The sequence below is a fragment of the Undibacterium sp. Tian12W genome (assembly GCF_049339405.1).
Taxonomy (GTDB): domain Bacteria; phylum Pseudomonadota; class Gammaproteobacteria; order Burkholderiales; family Burkholderiaceae_D; genus Undibacterium.
Window position 1 is genome coordinate 1 of sequence record NZ_JBMPPK010000021.1, and the last position, 16,210, is coordinate 16,210.

The 16,210-nt window shown below is 48.0% G+C and carries 19 protein-coding genes and 1 pseudogene; 9 read left to right on the forward strand and 11 right to left on the reverse strand.

Features of this window, described 5'->3' with window-relative positions; translation table 11 throughout:
* Positions 1 to 146 precede the first annotated feature (146 nt).
* From ACO0LI_RS23670 to ACO0LI_RS23705, 8 genes and pseudogenes are all read right to left on the reverse strand, one after another.
* Positions 147 to 425: a type II toxin-antitoxin system YafQ family toxin gene (locus tag ACO0LI_RS23670; RefSeq protein WP_423035703.1), complete on the reverse strand. Its 279-nt coding sequence runs from the start codon at positions 423 to 425 to the stop codon at positions 147 to 149.
* Positions 425 to 1,075 (reverse strand): hypothetical protein, encoded by a 651-nt coding sequence (locus tag ACO0LI_RS23675; RefSeq protein ID WP_423035705.1) that lies wholly within the window; start codon positions 1,073 to 1,075, stop codon positions 425 to 427. Before ACO0LI_RS23675 ends, ACO0LI_RS23670 begins: the two co-directional genes overlap by 1 nt.
* A gap of 84 nt (positions 1,076 to 1,159) precedes the next feature.
* Positions 1,160 to 1,438 carry a type II toxin-antitoxin system YafQ family toxin gene (locus ACO0LI_RS23680; protein WP_423035703.1) on the reverse strand — a complete coding sequence of 93 codons (279 nt, stop codon included), beginning with the start codon at positions 1,436 to 1,438 and terminating at the stop codon, positions 1,160 to 1,162.
* Positions 1,438 to 2,775, reverse strand: a complete 1,338-nt coding sequence (locus ACO0LI_RS23685; RefSeq protein WP_423035707.1) for a hypothetical protein — start codon at positions 2,773 to 2,775, stop codon at positions 1,438 to 1,440. The genes ACO0LI_RS23680 and ACO0LI_RS23685 overlap by 1 nt, the downstream gene beginning before the upstream one ends.
* 217 nt (positions 2,776 to 2,992) lie before the next feature.
* On the reverse strand, positions 2,993 to 3,211 hold the full coding sequence (locus ACO0LI_RS23690) for a hypothetical protein (protein ID WP_423035709.1): 219 nt from the start codon (positions 3,209 to 3,211) through the stop codon (positions 2,993 to 2,995).
* Positions 3,139 to 3,387 (reverse strand): annotated as a pseudogene (locus ACO0LI_RS23695) (type II toxin-antitoxin system RelE/ParE family toxin); the annotation flags it as partial. The gene ACO0LI_RS23690 and the pseudogene ACO0LI_RS23695, both read right to left, overlap by 73 nt.
* Positions 3,388 to 3,612: 225 nt before the next feature.
* On the reverse strand, positions 3,613 to 4,368 hold the full coding sequence (locus ACO0LI_RS23700; RefSeq protein WP_423035711.1) for a hypothetical protein: 756 nt from the start codon (positions 4,366 to 4,368) through the stop codon (positions 3,613 to 3,615).
* Positions 4,369 to 4,696: 328 nt separating this feature from the next.
* Complete coding sequence (locus tag ACO0LI_RS23705) at positions 4,697 to 5,137, reverse strand: hypothetical protein (RefSeq protein WP_423035713.1); 441 nt, start codon at positions 5,135 to 5,137, stop codon at positions 4,697 to 4,699.
* A gap of 310 nt (positions 5,138 to 5,447) precedes the next feature.
* On the opposite strand from ACO0LI_RS23705, the gene ACO0LI_RS23710 reads away from it, so the two are divergent.
* The 3 genes from ACO0LI_RS23710 to ACO0LI_RS23720 all read left to right on the forward strand — a co-directional run bounded on the left by ACO0LI_RS23710 (position 5,448) and on the right by ACO0LI_RS23720 (position 6,780).
* Complete coding sequence (locus ACO0LI_RS23710) at positions 5,448 to 6,113, forward strand: hypothetical protein (protein WP_423035715.1); 666 nt, start codon at positions 5,448 to 5,450, stop codon at positions 6,111 to 6,113.
* An 82-nt stretch (positions 6,114 to 6,195) separates the two neighbouring features.
* Positions 6,196 to 6,477 (forward strand): colicin immunity domain-containing protein, encoded by a 282-nt coding sequence (locus tag ACO0LI_RS23715; protein WP_423035717.1) that lies wholly within the window; start codon positions 6,196 to 6,198, stop codon positions 6,475 to 6,477.
* A gap of 48 nt (positions 6,478 to 6,525) precedes the next feature.
* A complete protein-coding gene (locus ACO0LI_RS23720) occupies positions 6,526 to 6,780 on the forward strand; it encodes a hypothetical protein (protein WP_423035719.1) in 255 nt (84 codons plus the stop codon).
* A gap of 59 nt (positions 6,781 to 6,839) precedes the next feature.
* Here the strand turns inward: ACO0LI_RS23720 and ACO0LI_RS23725 are convergent, their stop codons facing one another.
* Positions 6,840 to 9,014, reverse strand: coding sequence for a metallophosphoesterase (locus ACO0LI_RS23725; protein WP_423035721.1), 2,175 nt, complete (start codon positions 9,012 to 9,014; stop codon positions 6,840 to 6,842).
* Positions 9,015 to 9,230: 216 nt separating this feature from the next.
* On the reverse strand, positions 9,231 to 10,688 hold the full coding sequence (locus ACO0LI_RS23730) for an MFS transporter (RefSeq protein WP_423035723.1): 1,458 nt from the start codon (positions 10,686 to 10,688) through the stop codon (positions 9,231 to 9,233).
* Between the two features lie 138 nt (positions 10,689 to 10,826).
* Here ACO0LI_RS23730 and ACO0LI_RS23735 point away from each other — a divergent pair, with 138 nt between their 5' ends.
* The 3 genes from ACO0LI_RS23735 to ACO0LI_RS23745 all read left to right on the forward strand — a co-directional run bounded on the left by ACO0LI_RS23735 (position 10,827) and on the right by ACO0LI_RS23745 (position 13,413).
* Positions 10,827 to 11,717, forward strand: coding sequence for a LysR family transcriptional regulator (locus ACO0LI_RS23735; protein ID WP_423035725.1), 891 nt, complete (start codon positions 10,827 to 10,829; stop codon positions 11,715 to 11,717).
* Between the two features lie 291 nt (positions 11,718 to 12,008).
* Complete coding sequence (locus tag ACO0LI_RS23740) at positions 12,009 to 12,599, forward strand: hypothetical protein (RefSeq protein ID WP_423035727.1); 591 nt, start codon at positions 12,009 to 12,011, stop codon at positions 12,597 to 12,599.
* Between the two features lies 1 nt (position 12,600).
* Entirely contained in the window at positions 12,601 to 13,413 is an 813-nt protein-coding gene (locus ACO0LI_RS23745) for a transglycosylase SLT domain-containing protein (protein WP_423035729.1), read from the forward strand.
* Between the two features lie 71 nt (positions 13,414 to 13,484).
* Here ACO0LI_RS23745 and ACO0LI_RS23750 read toward each other — a convergent pair whose 3' ends face one another.
* A complete protein-coding gene (locus ACO0LI_RS23750; RefSeq protein ID WP_423035731.1) occupies positions 13,485 to 14,468 on the reverse strand; it encodes a hypothetical protein in 984 nt (327 codons plus the stop codon).
* Between the two features lie 224 nt (positions 14,469 to 14,692).
* On the opposite strand from ACO0LI_RS23750, the gene ACO0LI_RS23755 reads away from it, so the two are divergent.
* From ACO0LI_RS23755 to ACO0LI_RS23765, 3 genes are all read left to right on the forward strand, one after another.
* Entirely contained in the window at positions 14,693 to 14,962 is a 270-nt protein-coding gene (locus tag ACO0LI_RS23755; RefSeq protein WP_423035733.1) for a hypothetical protein, read from the forward strand.
* A gap of 256 nt (positions 14,963 to 15,218) precedes the next feature.
* The gene (locus tag ACO0LI_RS23760) at positions 15,219 to 15,707 is read left to right on the forward strand and encodes a hypothetical protein (RefSeq protein ID WP_423035735.1); all 489 of its coding nucleotides are present in this window, start codon (positions 15,219 to 15,221) and stop codon (positions 15,705 to 15,707) included.
* Between the two features lie 90 nt (positions 15,708 to 15,797).
* Complete coding sequence (locus ACO0LI_RS23765; protein ID WP_423035737.1) at positions 15,798 to 16,208, forward strand: DUF4259 domain-containing protein; 411 nt, start codon at positions 15,798 to 15,800, stop codon at positions 16,206 to 16,208.
* Positions 16,209 to 16,210 lie beyond the last annotated feature (2 nt).

The window sequence follows — 16,210 nt, forward strand, 5'->3', positions numbered from 1 at the left end:
AGAACTGAAGAAGTTGGGGATACAACTCCCCAATTCTTGATGAAAATCATGTTCAGCAGCACGTTTTATGCTTTGACTGGAACATGATTTTGTAATTGATGGAAATTAGAACTTAATCAGATGTTCCCTAAGCTTGCTTAAACTTATTATCTCCCATACACGTTATCATGTGTTCCAACTGCAATAGGAATAATTTCCTGTTTGGTTATGATTAATTCAAGCGTGATTCTGTAAGATAAATTTATTGAAACTGCATGATATTTTTTAAGTTTCCCCTTGAGTTGGTGAAGCCTAAGTGATGGTTGTCTTGGATTGATTTCCAATGATAAAAGAACAGAACGATACTTATCTAAAAGTTCTGGATGTTGATTTAAAAATTGTTGTTCGGTTTTTTCATATTGATCAGTAAAAATGAGTTTGAACATTATTTCACCGATAATTTTCGTTGAATATGTTGATCCGCGGATTCTTGAATAAATCGGCCTGCGGCTATATCCGCATTTGACAGGGCTATGGCTTTGAGTATTTCATCCTCATTTTTTGAGTCGTCTCGTTTGCCTATTTTGTTTTTGGATTGTGGATTTCTTTTCTCAACTCTTAGTGCATATTTTTTTAAAATCCAACCATGTCTGATTTCTTGGGCTATCCAGTCAAAATAGTGAATTTCTATCCATTTCCCTCGTTCAGAGAGTAAAGTGATTTGTTGATTTGGGAAGACAGTAGCGACAATTGATGAGCCATTTTGAGGATATGTTCTTACATGAGTACTTCTTGAAAGAACTATGAAAATATCACTTCCAATTTCTTGTGGCTGAGTCGTAACAAGTGCTTGCTCTATTAACTTTTGGAGAGCGAGCATTCGTGCATTTTGGCGCTCTTCAGAATTCCTTATTTCGCTTGTCAATCGAGCTTCGGTTTCATCAGAGTCAAATTTTTGCCAGATTGGCACAAGTATGGCCAAGATAATCGAAATTATTGCGAGTATGTCGGCGAATGAGAGTTCACGGTTATTATGAAGATCCGTGCTTGAATTTGATGATAAATCTAAATTATTACCTGTCCGCATCAGCAGCACGTTTTATGCTTTGACTGGAACATGATTTTGTAATTGATGGAAATTAGAACTTAATCAGATGTTCCCTAAGCTTGCTTAAACTTATTATCTCCCATACACGTTATCATGTGTTCCAACTGCAATAGGAATAATTTCCTGTTTGGTTATGATTAATTCAAGCGTGATTCTGTAAGATAAATTTATTGAAACTGCATGATATTTTTTAAGTTTCCCCTTGAGTTGGTGAAGCCTAAGTGATGGTTGTCTTGGATTGATTTCCAATGATAAAAGAACAGAACGATACTTATCTAAAAGTTCTGGATGTTGATTTAAAAATTGTTGTTCGGTTTTTTCATATTGATCAGTAAAAATGAGTTTGAACATTATTTCACCGATAATTTTCGTTGAATATGTTGATCCGCGGATTCTTGAATAAATCGGCCTGCGGCTATATCCGCATTTGACAGGGCTATGGCTTTGAGTATTTCATCCTCATTTTTTGAGTCGTCTCGTTTGCCTATTTTGTTTTTGGATTGTGGATTTCTTTTCTCAACTCTTAGTGCATATTTTTTTAAAATCCAACCATGTCTGATTTCTTGGGCTATCCAGTCAAAATAGTGAATTTCTATCCATTTCCCTCGTTCAGAGAGTAAAGTGATTTGTTGATTTGGGAAGACAGTAGCGACAATTGATGAGCCATTTTGAGGATATGTTCTTACATGAGTACTTCTTGAAAGAACTATGAAAATATCACTTCCAATTTCTTGTGGCTGAGTCGTAACAAGTGCTTGCTCTATTAACTTTTGGAGAGCGAGCATTCGTGCATTTTGGCGCTCTTCAGAATTCCTTATTTCGCTTGTCAATCGAGCTTCGGTTTCATCAGAGTCAAATTTTTGCCAGATTGGCACAAGTATGGCCAAGATAATCGAAATTATTGCGAGTATGTCGGCGAATGAGAGTTCACGGTTATTATGAAGATCCGTGCTTGAATTTGATGATAAATCTAAATTATTACCTGTCCGCAGAGACTCAAAATCCAATCCAAGAGAACGGAGCTGTCGCTCAAGTCCGCTCTCTCCCCAAATTGATGCAATAGATTCGATTGTCGCTCTATCTGGGATTGGAATCCCTAAATTGCCTCCAATATTTTTTTGTTGAAAAAGTACTCCCAATGAATCATTGGAAATGCTTTGCTCAATAATTCGTTGTGTATTTAGGTATGGTTTGGAAATCTCTGAGAGCCTTAAGGCTTGATTGGAAAGCGTATAAGAGGTAAGTTGATCGGAAATTTGGTTGATTAAATCTCTTGTGCTAGAGATAGTTTCCCTTGAAGAGACAAAATCTTGTGCAATTTTTGTATAAATTGATGATTCACGGATTAAATGATTCCTCTCTTTTTCTAATTCTTCGAAAAGGCGTGTAGACGTTAAATTATTTGTTTCATATAGATGCTGAGAATGCTGAAATGAGCTCGTGCTATTTGCAACGATAGAGCTGGTTAATTGGTGTTGTCTATAATATTCTTCAGCTAGCTCTCTTGCCATTTTAGGTAATTCAATAATATCCCTTAGTTTATTGTATTTATCTATAGCCCTTTCTGTTAGGCTAGAATAATTGACTAGATCACGATATTTTTTTTCAGCATCAAGCGCTTCCTGAAATTTGCTAGTTGATTCAACTAGATCTTTCATCTTATTGTATTGATCATTTAAAAAAGACATATTGTTACTTTCTTCCCGGTTATTTTTCGCTCAAAATAAGATACAAAGATTAACTCAATATAATCAATCAAGAATGATGCAGAGCCTTTAGAACCAATTCTGGCGCAGCAGCAAATACTCTGAGTAGCGAATCTGCCGCACCAGTCGGTTCTCGCTTGTGTTGTTCCCAGTTTTGCAGAGTCTTGATGCTGACATTCATGACAATCGCAAAATCGCTTTAAGACAAACCCGTTTTCTCACGTACTTGTCTGGCATCGATTTTTGTATGTTGAATTGTTGGCGCGGTGGCTGCTTTGCTTCCTGGTTTTGTCTGGTTTTTGTTCGGCTTGTCAGATTTATGCAGTGTCGTAATATGCGCAGGCTTTACCAGGCCTTTGGCGATTTTGCCTGCTTCTGCCAGACTGGCAACGAGGTCTGCGAATAATTCTTTGTCCATTTTTGACTCCTTGTATTTGCGGCGTACAATGGCTTTGCCAAATCTTTGAGTATGGCTTTTTCGGCGGCGGATAAATTGTCTTTGACTGATTTGGGGTAGATCACCAGCATGTAGATTTGATCATCTACTGATTTAAAATAGTAAATTACCCTTGCCCCGCCGCTTTTGCCTTTACTGCAATAACTGACATGTATCTATCATATCCCTTATTGCAAAGTTAATTCAAGGAAAGCAATCAGCATTCTTTTGAAGAGGAAAGCAGCATGAGTTTGGAGTTAGCTATAAGGAGCTTGTAGTTATATCACCGCATGCCATGCGTAGGATTACGTTGCACTCATCGTACCTACCGTGCTTGGATTCATCGCCCATCGTGCGTTGCAACGCACCCTACAAAATCTGTCTCAGGCAGCTTCATTTTCTTTTTTTAAAGCAATAGCCAAGTCCAAGATTTCTGACTGATAAACGTACTCCCGCATCCCTCGGCTCAGATAGACAACCACAAAAGCCAGCAGGCTCAGCATGAATGCAGCACAGAATATGAATTCATAGAGAGGGGCGGAGACTAAAGAAATTTCTGGAAGTTTCACCGGAGGGGTTTTAGACGAAAATTCTTTGATCAAGGTACATCCAATTGCGGCCAGTGAGATGAATGCTATCTTTTCTGGTGAACCGATCACGAGGCTGATTTTGTTTTTGATGCGAGTGATCTTTAACTGGATGATTCTTTGCGCATGCTCCAGATCTTTTTTGGAGTATGCATACAATTCGCTCACATGCTTTTGATCGGCTTCGATGCCAAGTATGAAGTTTTCCAACGACTTCTTTTTCAGATTTTTGATAGTCACAATGGCAGAATAAATCGTGATCATCAAGGCGCAGGTTGGAAGGATTATTGCGGCGGCACCCAGAACAAGGGCGAATATCACAGCATGTTCATTTAAGGGGCTGATGAAGTGCCACAATGCGAAGATGATGATCAGGCCGAACAATATGAACCCTGCTTTCATCAGCTTGTCTAAGGTCTTTTCACTCCAGCGTTCTAGTGGGGATTCCAATTCTGGCCCTTGTAGGCCACTCATGTCATGTAGTTTTCTGATGATGTCCAGGGTTTGCGGTTTTTGTGTTTTGAATGCTTGATGTTTGAATGAGCGCGGCATAAGCGGTGGTATAAATAGATAGTTAAATAATAAATAACTATAATTGTATTATTTGCCACTTACCAGTGAAATTTATTTCTAAGGTGCACGCTTATTTGTGCGGGTGCTTTGCTGCATACAATCTTATGATCAGGGCAGGGCGTCAGTGAGCCGCTACGCAAGTGCGCACGGATATCACCCGAACAGTGTCGGTTATGCTGGGATTTCAGACGCGTGTGAAATCGTCGTGAATTTTTTGGTAGCCGTGGCAAGTCCGATATTGCCAGCTGAGATAGTACTGAGCTTCGCAAAGCCCAGTACCATTTGAATATGCGGTACAGATAAAGTCTTATTGCCCTGGTTTGACCGGCACAACCAGTTCACGCGAGATACCGCCGCTTTGGGCGCTGCCGGACTGTGTGCCTTCACCGCGCATGCGTTGTAGGCAGTATTCACGGTCTGTTGGTGGGAGGGCGTTGCAGCGGAGTTCGCGGTTGCGCTGGAGCTGGTCTTCGCTTGCTGTGGTCAGGGTGCCTAACTGGGCTTGCTGTTTCGCGGCGCCGGCTTCGCGCAGGCAGGTTTCTCTTGCTTGATTGGACTGGCCGTTGTTGCAAATACTCTTCTCATTTTCGTAGCGTGCGCGGGCGTTGGCACTGGTATCCTGGCGATCGGCTGCCGTGCTCACATTGACCAGCAGCAGGGATGAAATGACGGCGGCAATCAGGCCTGCTGCTTTTTTTGCGGCGCGCTGGTTACGGGTATGGTTGATTGCTGTTTGATCGTGTTTCATGGCATGACCTCATTAAGATAGTAAATAAGATAGGAGAGATGCTGAATATGCGGCTGCATGACAGGTGCAAGTGCACTGTCAAAAGCCTGCAATTTATCTTGTCACTGACATCAGTGTAGGCGAAAGTATTCTTTAATTCTGCGTGCTACCGCACATTGCAAAGAAATCTTTGTTTGCCAGGAGGGCGTGCGTGGGCTGGGTAGAACGACAAATCAAGTATCATGTCCGTACCCATATTCACCCGTGTATCAAACCTCACTAGGCCGCGTCCATATCAGATGCATCCCTCGTATTTGAAAGATCAACATCCATGAAGCTTGCCATCTCTATCCAATTCACTGCCCTGTTACTGGCTGCGGTGCTACACAGCAACAGTGAGGCGCAGCAAAGCCTGCCCTTTGGCAAGAAAATGCCTGCCACGGCACCGGCGCTGCGTGATTTTGTGCCGCCTGGCTGGATGGTGGAAAGCCAGGTCAGCGGTGACCTTAATGGTGATGGCCTGGCCGATATTGCCGCCGTGCTGGTAGAGGGCAAGGGCACTGCTGACGACAGGCAGCGTGGCTTGATCGTGCTGCAGGCGAATGCAGGCAAGGGCTACAGTGTATTGGGCAGCAATAGCAAGCTGCTGCAATGCCAGGGGTGTGGTGGCGTTAAGGATGGTGTCAATGTCGCCGTCAAAAACGGTGTGCTGGTCGTCAGCCAGTATAGTGGTTCGCGTGAATACGCAGTCTATACCTGGCGCTTTCGCCTGGATGCTGCCAGCCAGCGTTTGCAAATGATAGGGATAGATGAAGAGGAGGCAGATGGCATGGTGGGCAAGGGTTCTACCGTCAGCACCAACTTGCTGACTGGCCAGCAAATCAGTGAAAGCTATCAGTATGACGAGAAACGCGATCGTAAGGTCATACTCAGCTCCAAGAAAGGCAAGGTCGCAAAAAGCATGACCTTGCTGGAGGATGCGGTTGGGAGTCAATAAGCGAGCAACTGCGATTTGTTGCACTTATCGTGTGCACGCTGGCGCAATAATTTTGAGATTTTTTTAAAGAAGGGGCACTCGCATGAGCGAGAAGCTTTTGAGGTTTGTTGAGAAATTCCTTGCGACGGAGTCGAATGCAGAAGTTTTTGCTGATGAATTCATGAAACGATGGAAAAAGGAGCGAGATAGCGGGTTAACCCTTTTCGATAACCCACAATTGAGCGAAGTATTATCCAGCACTTTTTGTCTGGCTGATATGTACAATCCAGATGCAGATCGTGAAAGCTATGAGTTGGACGAACACAAGTTAAGGGCAGAAATCAGGAAATTGATTGACGGAATTTTGCTTAAATACAATGCGTGAACTACAGACGCTATATCAATATATTCAGGCCTTGATAAAAGAAACCTTATGCAAACACCCCCGTATATACCAGATGAAAAAATAGTCGAAGAATTACGAAGACTAAAGTCTCTGGGACACCCGCCGTCTGCCTTGCTAAAGTATTTAAAAGGTGAACTTACCGAACTTTCTGGAGCGTATTTTATTAAATATTTCAGGGCCGCATTTGGTATGTCTTTAAAGGCAGCGAAACCTGTAGCAGGTTGGTTGACTATGGGGCTTTCAGATGAAAGAGTTGATCAATTCATTTCTGAGGAATGGTAAGTTTATCACTCACAAAGAATCATCCCGCTTGCCCAGGGCAAACGGGATGAACAAGCGCTTTAGTTAAAACTGGCAGAGCTGGTATTAGTATTCGTCAACGTCTGGGTTTTGAAGTTGACGGTGAAGCGGTCACTTGGTTTGCCTGAGCCCAGTCCTTTGAGGATGCTGAATACTTGCTTGAACTGGTTTTGGAAAACCACATTGACCGCATTCTGGTCTGATGGTTTGCCGTCGAGCATGCTGATGGCAGCGGGGCTGGCCGGGAAGGCGTTCATCAGGACTTTGTATTGCTTGACCCGGTCTGTGCCCATGTCACGCAAGGCGAGTTCGCCTGCATAGACGGTGCGGTGGAAGTCGCCATAGAATTCATAGGCGCTGATCTTGGCGAAATCATCCAGCTTATAACCGGCCGCCGTGGCGAGTTGTGTGGCCTTGGTGGTGGCTACTGTCCAGTCGGCGGTTAATTGGCTGGCTGAGACAGGCGTGCCGCTGTTGGTGCCGCTACTGCCTTTGGACATGCAGGCGGCGGTCAGAGGCAAGACGCCGGGGATGTCTTTCAATTGCGCGAACGTGACCTGGGTTTGCAATTGCGACAGGATCAGCATCTGTTTGGCGTCGAGGCTGGTGGCGGCTTCTTTCATTTCGCAAGGCCAGTATTCATCCATGAAGCGCAGGCGTGACAGTTCACCAAAATAGAAGCGGGTGAATTCGCCATAGGATTTTGTGGCGAGTATATCCTTGCTCCAGCGTTTGCTCACATCAGCGGCAAGGCTGCTGTTTTGCAGGTAGTCGTACTCTGTCTGGTAATACTTGAAGAGTTCGTTGTAGCGTGCCACGTTGTTGAGGGGCACGGTTTCTATATCGACTGTATCCTGGTCCTTGTATTTGACGATCTTGTAGGCGGCACCAAATACGGCCAGCGAGGGTGACTGCACGTTGACGAAGTAATTGCCGGATGCGTCCTTGTAATCATTGGTACCATTGAAATGCATGTGGCCGCCCATGTGCAATTGCATGCCTGTGGCTGCGAGTGCCGTAGTGGTGGCCTGTTCAGGCACGCGTGCCACCTGGAAGGCGCCTGACTTGAAGACGGCCTTCATGGTATCAGTCTGATTGGCGTAAAAATCCATGGTGGGATAATGCGAGAAGGCAATCAGACGTTTGCCTTGAGACTTGGCGCGGGCGGTGACAGTCTTGATCCAGGCCAGCAAGTGTTTTTTATGCGTCAGTACTTTGTTCCAGCCCGCATTGCCAGCACCGTCAAAGCCTTTGAATGCCTTGGCATTGACAGGGTCAAATGCGCCGTTGGGGATGTGGACATTGGCGTCAATCGAGAGCAGCCAGACACCCTTGACTGGTTCCACCAGATAGCTGGAGTCGATGATGCTGGTGCATTTGGTAAATGCCTTGCCCAGGGTTTTTTCACCTTCTGCCTTGTAGCTGCCGCCTTCGCCTTCAGCACAAATTTCAAACTGGCGGTTTTTTACGTCGGCGCTGGTCAGTGCTGCGTCATAGGTATAGGTGGAATTGGCATAGCTGGAAAACGGCGTCTCCCAATACACGTCGGCCTTGTTGGGCATGTAGCCAAATTCACCCAGTTGGGCGATCAGTTTTTCGTAGCCGAGTTCCATGAGCTGGTTGGTACAGGCGACAGTGGCATCCTGTGATTTACAGCCGGAATAATTGACGGCATAAACTTTTTGTTCTTTGCCTTCTGCTGTCAGGAAATCATTTTTACCAGCTTCGTCATCGTCATAAGGCTCATTAGGATCGTGATTGCCGGGCGCGATAAAGAAGCGCATGCCTTTGGCCTGATATTCTTTCAAGATCGCTGCTATGCCATCGATATTGACGGGTTGTGCATCGTCAGAATAATCGCCAGACAAGGCTACCAGCCTGATGCCGCGTGCATAAGCGTCATCCAGTGCACCACGGAAGGCGAAGTAGTTTTCATTGAACAGGCGGGTGGAAGTCAGTTGCGCATACATGGTACGTATGGTGGCAAATTTGCCGTCACCAGTCGGTATGCCAGAGAACTTGGCATTTTTGAGATCACCATAGACGTTTTCAAAATGCACGTCAGACATGACGGCCACGGCGGGTGTTTCAGCGACGGGTTCTGGTGCGGGTGTTGCAGCATCTTTGCTGTTGCCGCAGGCGATCAGTGCCAGCGGCAAACATAATGAGAGCAATTGCTTTGCGGCCTTGCGCTCATTTAAAAAACGAACATTCATGGTCATTCCTGTCACAGGTTCTAAGACACGCCTGGCATATGCGCACCAGGCGAAGATGGATAGCGGGACTGTTGCAGGGACGTAAAATGAGAGGCACTAGCCGCCTGCATGGGCTGGCATTGTAAAGTTGCTTGATGACAAGATGGTGACGATGTTCTCAGGTGTTGCGGCAAATGCTGTGTTGCCTGAAATGAGTTGTGGAGTTGAATGCCTTATTCAAACTGTGGGATTCGACTTTGTGAGCAATCTCTCTGTCCCGGCAATGCCTAGTGCCATCACCAGTATCACCCCCGCCACGATAAACGTGGTCTGCATGCCAGTTGCAATCGCTGCTGGCGTAGCCGCTCTGATGTCGCTACTGGCTGATGCATAGGCAAATACTGCCCCCATCAAAGTTGCACCGGTGATGAGACCGAGGTTGCGGGAGAGATTGAGCATGCCGGAGATCAGGCCGCGCTGATGCGGGGCGATGTCTTGCATGACGGCGGTGTTATTGGCGGCCTGGAAAAGCTGGTAACCAGGTGTGAGTATGGCGATGGCGATGACGTAGCCAGAGATGCCTATGATGGACGGCAACAGGGCGAGACCGAATGCACCAATGATCATGGCGACGAGCCCGGTGGTGACGGTCGCTGGTGCACCCATGCGATCTACAATGCGGCCTGCGATGACACCACTACAGGCAGAGATGACAGGGCCTATGGACATGAGCAGGCCGACCATGGCGTCGCTGAGTGCCAGCGAGCGCGACAGGTAGAAGGGGCCGACCACCAGCGTGGCCATCATGACGGTCGCGACCAGGGTGTTCATGGCCAGGCTGGTGCTGAGGGTGATGTCGCGGAATAGGGAGGGGCGTATCAGTGGTGATGCGACTTTTGTTTCTACCAGCATGAATAGGGCTGCACCAAGGGTGGCTGCAAACAGCAATGCCAGATTCAGTGCGCCAAAATGTCCACGACCCAGCGTCATGGCTAGCGCATAGGCTGCCAGAGTCAAGGCCAGCAACAGTGTGCCGATGTGATCAAAACGCGCGCTGGCTTTATTATTGGCTTTGTGGCTGGCTTGCTGGTCTTGTGGCAGGTAGCGTTGTGCCAGTATGAAGCTGATGATACCCAGCGGGACATTGATCAGGAAGATTGCGCGCCAGTCGATACCTGCAATCAGTATACCGCCCAGTGATGGGCCAAGCGCCGTGCCCACGGCAGACATGGTACCCAGCAAACCCATGGCGCTACCGGTTTTCTCCTTGCTGACGGTTTCACCGACAAAGGCCATGGTCAGTGCCATCATGATGGCGGCTCCCAGGCCTTGCATAGCGCGGGCAGCGATCAGCATATTCAGCGTGGGGGCTGCACTGCACAGGGCCGACGCTAGTGTGAACAGGGCAATACCTGCCAGCAACAGGCGTTTGCGCCCCATCATATCCCCCAGGCGGCCTACGCTGACGATGAGAGTGCTGATGGCGAGCAGGTAGGCGACGACTACCCATTGCACTTGCTGGAATGAGGCATTGAATACATGCGTCAAGGTTGGCAACCCCACATTGGCGATGCTGGTGCCCAGTGAGGACAGCAACATGGACAGCGACAGGCTGGCGAGTATCCAGCGCACCTGTTGCGATGCCTTGGTGCTTGTGGGCGATGCAATAGCTTCTGGGATGGGTGTGGCTTTCATTTTTTGGCTGATTTGAGTAACGATGCCTGATCATAGGCTTTTGCGATATAAGGCGGAAGACGCACGGTTTGCACTTTATTCATGCGTATGACGCTATGCCATAAACTGTGTCAGGCAAAAGCGCGTTAGAATAAATGCATGTCTATTCCCGACCTTAACCTGCTGATTACCCTCGATGCCGTACTTGCCGAAGGCAGCGTGGCGCGTGCTGCTGCCAGGCTGCGGCTGAGTCCATCTGCCATGAGCCGGGCGCTGGCACGCTTGCGCGAGACCACGGGTGACCCTTTGCTGGTCAGGGCAGGGCGCGGCCTGGTGCCCACACCAAGGGCGCTGGAATTACGTGAGCAGGTGAGCCGACTAGTGCAAGATGCACAGGCGGCATTGCGCCCGGTTACGCAGCTTGATCTTGCGAAACTGACGCAGACTTTTACCTTGCGCACCAGCGATGGCTTTGTCGAAAACTTTGGCCCTGCCCTGATCGCACGCATCAGTGCAGAAGCGCCAGGTGTACGCCTGACTTTCATGCCGAAATTGAACAAGGACAGCACGCTCTTGCGTGATGGCAGCGTCGATCTGGAAACCGGCGTGGTCGGTGATTCCATCAGCCCTGAAGTACGTACCCGCGCCTTGTTCCGTGACCGGTTCATAGGCGTGATGCGCATTGGGCATCCCTTGAGTCAGCTTGCTATGACGCCAACGGTGTATGCATCCGGCCAGCATGTGCTGGTGGCACGCCGCACGCAGAGTAAGGGGCCGATGGCGGATGCGCTTAAACCTTATGGGCTGGAGCGGGATGTGCTGACTACCGTGGGTGGCTTTTCTGCAGCGCTGGCACTGGCGCGGGCGTCGGACCTGATCGCTACTGTGCCTGAACGGCATACGGGTAATTTGCGGGCGGGCATGTATAGTTTTGAGCTGCCGTTTCCTGCGCTGGAGATTACTGTTTCGATGTTGTGGCATCCGCGTATGGATGCTGATCCTGGGCACCGGTGGTTGCGGCAGTGTTTGTGGGAGGTTTGTGCTGGGTAGGGCGTGGATGAGCGGATGCTTTTGTCAGCCATGCGCTTAAACGTAGTTCTCGGCTTAACGACACTGGATGCCAGATCGAGTCTGGCATGACGGTTGGGGGGCTAGTGCTTGGTGGTGGAGATTGCTGTGCATTGAATAGCACACCAAAGGCAATATTTATCTGGCACGGATAATCTATTTTGACCACCGTTTCTAATTTTATATAAAAACGAAAGTAAAAATATATTTTGTTGTAGAATAGGTATTGCTGATGCTTTTTCCCTTGTCGCACACTTCAAGAAGTGGATGCCTATGAATAATTTCTTTCCTGGCAGTTTTCGTTTGTTGAGCAGTCTCGTCCTTGGGGCGGCCTTGCTGCCTGCTATTGCCAATGCGCAAGTAACGGCCAAATCAACTACCTATATCACTGAAGCCAGCCTGCATTGTGATGAGCTGGATGTCACTGTCGAAACCTATTGCGAACCGAATGAACGTCTGGATGGGGCATGCTTCCTGCAAAAGGTGAAGCTGCGCCAGGCTGGCACAGACAAGTTTTCTGAAAAACTTTATCTGTATGAAGATTACCTGAAAGACCGTTCACTGATTACGCAACTGGCTTGCGTCAAGGGTAAAGGGGATAAAGGTAAAGAAGAAAAGGGGCGGAACAAGATCGTATTGAGTTCCACCAACCTCGGTAACTGCAAGTCTTGCGAGTGGGATGATTATTTTTCTGAGGGTGTTTTCCTGGGTTCCAGCCGTGAAAAATTTGGCGCAACGAATTTCAAACCCAAGGCCTTGTCTGGCAATGTTCTGCAAAAGCACGGTTTTGTGCTGGATGACAATGGACGTTTCACTGAAATTGAAAAAGTATCAGTAAAGCGCATACAGCGCGAGGGGAAATAAAATGACAGGCGCAAAACATCATAAAACCAAGAACTTCAGCCATAACGGCGATCCACTGACGGCAGACTCCCAGGGCGACAGCCGCACCTGGGGTGATGCCAATGATCATGTCAAGTTTGAAGTGCAAAAAGAAATTGTGCAGCAGGCGGGCAAGGCTAATCTGTCGCAAAAAGACACTGCCAATTTACTGGCGCTGGCCGAGGTGGAATCTGGCTTCAACCCTGACGCCGCAACGACTTCGCGCAAGTCTTCTGCCTCTGGCGTGTTTGCGATTACCGACAGCACGGCAAAGGATGCAACAGAAAGGTTGAGCGGCACCAAGCGCATAGGCGGCTATGAAGTGGCCGATAAATACGACAGGTTCAACACGGCATCGAATGTGTCGTTCGGTATTGCGGTCTATCTGGATAAAAAGAAGGTCGCCGGGTCTGATGATGTCGGCGATATCTATAAGGCCTGGAATACCAACCCGGCAGAATACAATAAATTGCTGACGCGCCTCGACAAACATGCAACACAGTATGACAAAGACCTGACCAACAAGGTCTGGGATGGCCCAGGCCCGGCAGCACCCGTCAAACCCGCAACGCCCGCCAAGCCTGGTGAAACAGCGGAGCCAGCTAAATCCACCAAACCAGAAGCAGAAACACCAAAAAAATCTGGCGATGTATTGTCATCCATCCCGATGTTGAACAAGGCAGGACAGGATGCAGACAAAAACTGGAATATGCTGATGGGTACGGATTCACCCTCCAGCCGTATGATGATGCGGGTGCCGGAGCCTGTGAAGAAAGAAACTGTCAAGCCGCAATAGCTTGAAAATAGATACAGTAGTTGGCGGAAGCTGTGAGAGCTTCCGTCATAAATATCATTGTCTGCATAGCTCTACGTTTTCCGTAACTGGTCCCACGTAGTTCCAAACGCCCACTTGATGCTCCGTATGCCGCGTTGCATGGCATTGCCCGACATCAGCACTTGTTCGCCTTCTACATTTGTGCCACGCAAAGTTGGGTCGAGGATTTCAAATGCCCGGCCAGCCTGGGCGGGGCGATACGGAAAAGCTATTTTCAACTGTAACGGCGACGTGCCGTAAGTATAAAGAATGACTATCACCGCATCGAAACTGCCCTCTTCAATATCAGCGTAACCATCATAAGAAAACACTTGCCATGTTGCACTGTCCAGGTTTTTCTCCAGGCAATCAACACCATATTGCAAAGCCTGTTCAGGGCTTTCACCTGGCAGGCCAGACATCAGCGCGCACCAGGACATGGGCGCAGTTGAGCGCAGCATCAAGGGCAGCACAGTACCGCCGTCAGCCGCCATCATCATTTGCCATGAGGCAGTACGCCCCAGGGCCTGCATGCCTGTCCACCAAATGACAGGTGCGTGACGTTCAAGTTGCTGTATCAGGCTTGTGACATAGTCTGCAGCTTTTGATTGCTGGCTGTCTGCAAATATCTCTGCCTCTATCCAATCCAAAGGCATAAATGCAACGCCTTGGTCAGGCGCAAGGGCAATCAGCCGGGCAAACGGTTCGTTGGGTAATTGCATGCCAGCCGGTAATTCCTGGAGTGCTGATGCCTTGTCATGCCAATCGATATGCGCGCCAGTACGGCGACGCAGGATTTCAATCACATGATAGGCAATCAGGGCGCAAAAGTTGCGACCTTGCAGCGACCCTTGCATATCTTCCCGGGAAGGCTTTACACGTTCCCGCATGGCTGCAAATAATTGATCCAGTCGGTGTAAGCCTTTGTCCGAATAATCAAGCTGGGCTTGCTGCAAAGCTTTGGCAAATTTCCAGCCACCTTCTATTTCGCCACCGCTGGCATAGGCATCCAAAAAACTTTTGGCTATTTCATTCATGTCGCAATCTTTCGGTGTGTTACTGAGGTGCTCAAGGTAAAAGTATCTGTTGCCTTTCGTCTTGGGAACGCCATTTTTTAGATAGATTGTAACGTATCAGTCAAACAGTAAAGACCTTGCTACCCATATTGACAGAATAAGATGAACTGATCAAAACTTAAAAGAATTGCTCTGGCTGATGCCCCAAATTTATAATGTGGACTGTGACAATACCTGCTAAAAAATTGAATAAGAAAACACCACAGACGGCAACCACCTGGCGCGTACTTGAGCAGGGTGGATTGGTCCCGACCTTAGCCTTGTTTTCCCTGGTGGGGAAAAATGCCGGTGTGCGTGCAATGGACTTGTCGATGCTGGTATTTGCGTGCCATTGCTTGTTCGTGCGGCGTATTGCTTATGGTGTGGAAGGGCAGGATCCTATCGGATATCTGACAGGTGTCCTCGCGATTTTCATGATACTCAAGCCAGCACTAATGCTGGATATTTTCTCGTAAAAAGTTTATTGTTCGCGGATACCTTCCGAGCATTGGAAATGCATCGCGGCATCAGCTTTGGCGGGCCGCTGGTATTGTCCAGCCTCAAGTCACTGCTCGAAACCGGGCGCGGCATCGATTACTGAGCTGGTTTTTGCAGGTCTGCGCAATATTGGCAGTGCTCACCTTATCGTGCCTGATATTGTCTGGTTGACCATCATCCCTGCTCATCGTATGCTGCTGCTTGATTATCTTTGCGCAGGAGCGTACATCTTTCATGCCGGTTACTCCATTTCATTTTGGTCTCGGTGCTGCCCTCAAGGCGGCAGCGCCGCGCCACGTCAGTGTTTTGTCTTTCGCTGCCGTGAATGTGTTCATTGATGTGGAGTCTGTATATAACCTCATGCATGCGCAATTCCCTGTGCATGTCTTCTTCCATACCTATCTTGGTGCACCTTTGATGGCGGGTTTTACGGTCTTGCTTTTTTTGCTGGCACGCTGGTGCGCACGACGATTTTATCTGCCAAATTTTTATCGCTGGCAGCAATTGACGTTGTTGCAGGTCAGCATTGGCGCCTTGCTTGGTGCTTTGTCCCATGTGGTATTCGACAGCATCATGCATGCAGACATACGGCCCTTGCATCCTTATAGTGATGAAAATGTCTTGTATGAAATCATCCCTTTGATGTACCTGCATTTGATCTGTGTGTTTGTGGGTGTGCTGGGTTTGATAGGAGTGTATGTGCGCAAGGCGGATGAAGTTTGATGTCTTGAGCCACCTTGGCGCAACCGGATTTTCTTGAACAGAAGGGTAGTTTTGCCTTCCGGTGAGTATTTCAAATTTAGGAGAACTGATATGGGTGCCTGGGCTGCCGATTCTTTTGGAAACGATACTGCATGTGACTGGGCTTATGCCATTGAAGACTGTAATGATCTGTCACTGGTAGAAGAGACGCTGGACAAGATATTGCAGGAAGGCGATGGCTATATTGATGCTTCTGATGCAGAAGAGGCAATTGCCGCTATCGAAGTGATTGCCAGATTACAGGGCAACTGGGGCATGCGTAATGCGTATAGTGAAAGCGTCGATAAATGGGTCAGAAAATCTAAGCTGGTGCCAGGTAAGGAACTGGTCGAGAAAGCCCATCAGGTGATTGCCAGAATCCTGGGGGATGAATCTGAACTCAAGGAACTTTGGGAAGATTCCAAGCTGTCGAATGAATGGACGACGTCGGTACAGGAGCTGGCGGGGCGTGTGAAGTTTTGATG

Coding starts and splice junctions, on each gene's coding strand:
- ACO0LI_RS23685 (WP_423035707.1), bottom strand. CDS start 2,775: ATGTCTTTTTTAAATGATCAATACAATAAGATGAAAGATCTAGTTGAA.
- ACO0LI_RS23745 (WP_423035729.1), top strand. CDS start 12,601: ATGACAGGCGCAAAACATCATAAAACCAAGAACTTCAGCCATAACGGC.
- ACO0LI_RS23710 (WP_423035715.1), top strand. CDS start 5,448: ATGAAGCTTGCCATCTCTATCCAATTCACTGCCCTGTTACTGGCTGCG.
- ACO0LI_RS23715 (WP_423035717.1), top strand. CDS start 6,196: ATGAGCGAGAAGCTTTTGAGGTTTGTTGAGAAATTCCTTGCGACGGAG.
- ACO0LI_RS23670 (WP_423035703.1), bottom strand. CDS start 425: ATGTTCAAACTCATTTTTACTGATCAATATGAAAAAACCGAACAACAA.
- ACO0LI_RS23730 (WP_423035723.1), bottom strand. CDS start 10,688: ATGAAAGCCACACCCATCCCAGAAGCTATTGCATCGCCCACAAGCACC.
- ACO0LI_RS23705 (WP_423035713.1), bottom strand. CDS start 5,137: ATGAAACACGATCAAACAGCAATCAACCATACCCGTAACCAGCGCGCC.
- ACO0LI_RS23700 (WP_423035711.1), bottom strand. CDS start 4,368: ATGCCGCGCTCATTCAAACATCAAGCATTCAAAACACAAAAACCGCAA.
- ACO0LI_RS23760 (WP_423035735.1), top strand. CDS start 15,219: ATGCCGGTTACTCCATTTCATTTTGGTCTCGGTGCTGCCCTCAAGGCG.
- ACO0LI_RS23720 (WP_423035719.1), top strand. CDS start 6,526: ATGCAAACACCCCCGTATATACCAGATGAAAAAATAGTCGAAGAATTA.
- ACO0LI_RS23740 (WP_423035727.1), top strand. CDS start 12,009: ATGAATAATTTCTTTCCTGGCAGTTTTCGTTTGTTGAGCAGTCTCGTC.
- ACO0LI_RS23690 (WP_423035709.1), bottom strand. CDS start 3,211: ATGGACAAAGAATTATTCGCAGACCTCGTTGCCAGTCTGGCAGAAGCA.
- ACO0LI_RS23725 (WP_423035721.1), bottom strand. CDS start 9,014: ATGAATGTTCGTTTTTTAAATGAGCGCAAGGCCGCAAAGCAATTGCTC.
- ACO0LI_RS23680 (WP_423035703.1), bottom strand. CDS start 1,438: ATGTTCAAACTCATTTTTACTGATCAATATGAAAAAACCGAACAACAA.
- ACO0LI_RS23750 (WP_423035731.1), bottom strand. CDS start 14,468: ATGAATGAAATAGCCAAAAGTTTTTTGGATGCCTATGCCAGCGGTGGC.
- ACO0LI_RS23765 (WP_423035737.1), top strand. CDS start 15,798: ATGGGTGCCTGGGCTGCCGATTCTTTTGGAAACGATACTGCATGTGAC.
- ACO0LI_RS23735 (WP_423035725.1), top strand. CDS start 10,827: ATGTCTATTCCCGACCTTAACCTGCTGATTACCCTCGATGCCGTACTT.